Annotated in this window: 5 protein-coding genes; 2 read left to right on the top strand and 3 right to left on the bottom strand. The window is 72.3% G+C overall.

The annotated features are described in order from the left end of the window. On the bottom strand, positions 1 to 526 hold a 526-nt coding region (locus tag G3I65_RS17115), incomplete at its 3' end, for an IMP dehydrogenase (RefSeq protein WP_309235513.1). 43 nt (positions 527 to 569) lie between these two features. Here G3I65_RS17115 and G3I65_RS17120 point away from each other — a divergent pair. Next, positions 570 to 1037 carry a DUF309 domain-containing protein gene (locus G3I65_RS17120; protein ID WP_160697006.1) on the top strand — a complete coding sequence of 156 codons (468 nt, stop codon included), beginning with the start codon at positions 570 to 572 and terminating at the stop codon, positions 1035 to 1037. A gap of 336 nt (positions 1038 to 1373) precedes the next feature. On the opposite strand, the gene G3I65_RS17130 is transcribed toward G3I65_RS17120, so the two are convergent. Next, positions 1374 to 1997 carry an MBL fold metallo-hydrolase gene (locus G3I65_RS17130; protein WP_160697007.1) on the bottom strand — a complete coding sequence of 208 codons (624 nt, stop codon included), beginning with the start codon at positions 1995 to 1997 and terminating at the stop codon, positions 1374 to 1376. Between the two features lie 97 nt (positions 1998 to 2094). Here G3I65_RS17130 and G3I65_RS17135 point away from each other — a divergent pair, with 97 nt between their 5' ends. After that, on the top strand, positions 2095 to 3315 hold the full coding sequence (locus tag G3I65_RS17135; RefSeq protein WP_160697008.1) for an NADH:flavin oxidoreductase/NADH oxidase family protein: 1221 nt from the start codon (positions 2095 to 2097) through the stop codon (positions 3313 to 3315). Here G3I65_RS17135 and G3I65_RS17140 read toward each other — a convergent pair. Then, on the bottom strand, positions 3287 to 3889 hold the full coding sequence (locus G3I65_RS17140) for a Pr6Pr family membrane protein (protein ID WP_160697009.1): 603 nt from the start codon (positions 3887 to 3889) through the stop codon (positions 3287 to 3289). The two genes, G3I65_RS17135 and G3I65_RS17140, sit on opposite strands and share 29 nt — an antisense overlap. Between the last annotated feature and the right edge of the window lie 229 nt (positions 3890 to 4118).

Below are 4118 nucleotides of genomic sequence, written 5' to 3' on the forward strand. Positions count from 1 at the left end.
CGTGCAGGCGTTCGAAGACCTCGCGCGCCGGCGTGGTCACCGGGACCGCGACGTGCGCGGGCTGCGCGACGTCGGCGAGCCGCGCGAAGCGGTCGACGCCCGCACAGGCGGCTTCGTCGACAATGCCGACCGGGCGGCCTTCGCCGTCGACGACCACGACAGCGCCGTGGGCGCGCTTGTGGACCAGGTTGAGGGCGTCGGCCACGGCGTCGCCGCCGGTCAGGACCAGCGGGGTGTCCCACACGGTGTGGCGGCTCTTGACCCAGCCGACGATCTCGGTGACGGCGTCGGTGTCGACGTCCTGGGGAAGCACGACGAGCCCGCCGCGCCGGGCGACGGTCTCGGCCATCCGGCGGCCGGCGACCGCGGTCATGTTGGCGACGACGATCGGGATGGTCGCGCCGGTGCCGTCCGCGGTGGAGAGGTCGACGTCGAAGCGGGACTCCACGTCCGAACGGTTCGGCAGCAGGAACACGTCGTCGTAGGTCAGGTCGTGGGCGGGCCGGTGGCCGTCGAGGAAACGCACGAGTCCCCAGACTACCTGCCGGGCCCGTGGCAGGATCGAGGGCATGAGCCGCCGCGACCGGGACGACGAAGGACGGGCACGCAACGCACGGCCGCGCGACGGCCTCGGGCGCCCCCTCCCGTACGGCTCCGACGGCGTCGAACGCCAGCCGGAGGGCATCGTGCGGGCCCCGGCGCAAACGCTTGCGGAAGCCCAGCGGCTGCTGGACGACGGCAAGCCGTTCCACGCGCACGAGGTCTTCGAAGACGCGTGGAAGAGCACCGACGGCCCCGACCGCGAACTCTGGCGCGGCCTCGCGCAGCTCGCGGTCGGCCTGACGCACGCGGCCCGCGGCAACAACGTCGGCGCGGCGTCACTGCTCGAGCGCGGCGCGGCGAACATCGAGCCGTTCCGCGCCGAGCCGCCGCACGGGATCGACGTCGCCGGGCTGCAGCAGTGGGCGCTCGAGCTGGCCGAAGAGGCGAAGCAGCGCGTCCGGGTGTCGCCGAGCGCGCCGAGGCTGACGTGCTGACGGCGGTCGGTGCCGTTGGGGGCGCTGCTCGAACCGCTGAAGCTCAATGCGGCGCGTCGCGCGAAGCTGCGGCAGGACCGCGCTGACCGCTGCGCGGGCATGATCGAGGCCGCGACCCGGGCGACCGCCGCCGGACGCTCGCCGAGGAAGCCGAGACCGACGCGCAGCGGGAGATCGAGTTCGAAGACGGGTACTACACGGCTCGCACCGACATGCGCGCGTTCTACGGGCTGCTCGTGATGAGCGGAGGTTCCTGCCTCCGCCGGTGCGGGAGGCCGGCTCCGCCTTCGACCGGGCGATCGAGGAGTTCGCCCTCGTCGCCCGGAAGCACACCTCCTAGGCCTGGTCCCAGCCGCTCGACGCGGCCTTCTCCGCGCCGATCGTCGTGCCTTCGCCGTGGCCCGTGTGGACCTTCGTCGACTCCGGGAGCGTGAAAAGCTTTTCCCGGATGGACTTCACGATCGTCGGGTAGTCCGAATAGGACCGTCCGGTGGCGCCGGGGCCGCCGCGGAACAGGGTGTCGCCGGTGAACAGGACGCCGAGTTCCTCCGCGTACAGGCAGACCGCGCCGGGCGCGTGGCCCGGCGTGTGGATGACGCGGAGCGCGGTGCCGGCGATGGTGATGACCTGGCCGTCGGACAGTTCGCCGTCCGGGGCGCGGTCGGGGTGGGTCAGGTCCCAGACGACGCGGTCGTCGGGGTGGAGCAGGATCGGGGCGCCGGTCGCGTCGGCGAGGTCGGGGGCGGCGTTGACGTGGTCGTTGTGCGCGTGGGTGCAGACGATCGCGGCCAGCTTCCGCTCGCCGACGACGTTTTCGATCGCCTTGGCGTCGTGGGCCGCGTCGATCACGATCACTTCCGAATCGTCGCCCACCAGCCACACGTTGTTGTCGACGTCCCAGCTGCCTCCGTCGAGCCGGAAGACACCGGACGTCACCAAGTTCTGCACGATCGCCGTCATGCGCCCGACCCTAACGGTCATTCGACGGGTAGATGACATACCGACGGTATGCTACTGTCGCGTCACCTTACTTGGAGTAAGTTCGAGGAGTGACGCGATGACCGCGACCCGGGAACTCCTGGCGGAGCCGCTGAAACTGCGCTGCGGCGCGGAGCTGCCGAACCGCCTGGTCAAGTCGGCGCTGAGCGAGCAGCTCGGCGATCGCCGCAACGCGCCCACCCGCGAGCTGGCCGAGCTGTACCGCACCTGGGCCCATGGCGGCGCCGGCGCGCTGATCACCGGGAACGTCATGGTCGACCCGGCCGCGCTGGGGGAGCCGCGCAACGTCGCCGCCACGCCGGACCCGGCCGTTTACCGGCCGTGGGCGCGGTCGGTCGAGGGCACCGGCACACGGCTGTGGGTGCAGCTGAACCACCCGGGCCGGCAGAGCCCGCGGTACCTCTCGCGCGAGCCGGTGGCGCCGTCCGCCGTGCCCTTCGGCAACCGCGGTATCCGCACCGCCTTCGCCGCTCCGCGCGCGTTGACCGGCGAAGAGATCGAAACGATCATCGAACGCTTCGCCGTCGCGGCACGCACGTTCGTCGAAGCGGGCTTCACCGGCGTGCAGATCCACGGCGCCCACGGCTACCTCGTGTCCCAGTTCCTTTCGCCGCTGACGAACCTGCGCACGGACGAGTGGGGCGGCGACGCGGTTCGCCGTCGCCGCTTCCTGCTGGAGGTCGTGCGGCGCGTGCGTGCGGCGGTGGGGGACGACGTCCCGGTGGCGGTGAAGCTCAACAGCGCGGACTTCCAGCGCGGCGGCTTCACCGAGGAGGAGTCCCTCGAGGTCGTGCGCGAGCTCGGCGAAACCGGGCTGGACCTGCTCGAAGTGTCGGGCGGCACGTACGAAAAGGCCGCGATGATGGGCTCGGGCCGAGCCAGTTCGCAGGCGCGCGAAGCGTACTTCCTCGACTATGCCGCGAAGGCGCGTTCGGTGTCCGACGTCGCCCTGATGGTCACCGGCGGGTTCGCGACGCCGGGCGGGATGACCGAGGCACTGCGCTCCGGCGCGCTGGACGTCATCGGGCTCGGCCGGCCGCTGATCGTCGACCCGGGGCTGCCCGGGCGGCTGCTCGACGGCGAGGACGCCCGCGCCGAGCGGCGGTGCCCGAAGACCGGCGTCCGGCTGGCCGACAGCCTCCTCGAGATCCAGTGGCACACCCGGCAGATGCACCGGATCGCGGCGGGCAAGCCGGTCGACCGCCGCGGCGCGCTGCCGACGCTGGTTCAGGCCGGGCTGACCGACGGGCTCAACGCGTTTCGCCGGGTGCGAGGCTGAGCCGGCCGTCGTAGTAGCGCGCGCCCGCGGCGAGCGCGGTGAAGAACAGGCCGATGAAGACGCAGTTGAGCGCCACCTGGCCGTAGCCGAGCACGCCGGCGTCGACGAACGGGTACGGGTAGAAGCCGGTGAGCGCGCCGCGCGGCAGGGTGAACGCGAGCCAGGCCAGCGGGTACAGCAGCGACCACCAGACCGTGCGCCAGGTCAGGACGCCGCGCGGGGCCGCGAGGAGCCAGCCGAGCACGAACAGGATCGGCGTCACCTTGTGCAGCATGGTGTCGGCGAAGAACGCCAGGCCGTGCAGCTCGTACAGGCCGGCGAGGGCGACCTGGTAGACGATGCCGGTCACGATGATGCCGACCAGCGCGTCGAGCAGGAGCACGGTGAACACGCGCCCGCGCGCCCGGCCCAGCGCGACCAGCGCCGAGGTGAGCGCGACGAGAAGGTTCGAGTCGATGGTGAAGAAGCAGAGCACGTTCGCGGTGGGGGTGGCCACGACCTGGCTGACGAGCCCGGTCAGCGCGACCACGGCGGTGACCGCGAACCAGGCGCGGGTGAGCTTCTCGCTGCGCATTTCCGGAGCTTAGCTCCACAGTGGACCGCTCGGTCGGGACCACTCGATCGGGGAGCGCCGGTCACCCGGTCCGCGTCCTATCCTCGGCGGCGATGGACGTCGAACGCACCCCCGGACGGCGCGGGCGGGTCGCGCAGGGCCCCGTGGCGGACACCGGCCCGGTCGCGGCGTTCGCGCGCCGGCTGTGGGAGCTGAAGCGCGCGGCGGGCGACCCGTCCTACGACCGGAT

Origin of the sequence: Amycolatopsis sp. SID8362 (genome assembly GCF_010550475.1) — a bacterium.
Classification (GTDB): Bacteria; Actinomycetota; Actinomycetes; order Mycobacteriales; family Pseudonocardiaceae; genus Amycolatopsis; species Amycolatopsis eburnea.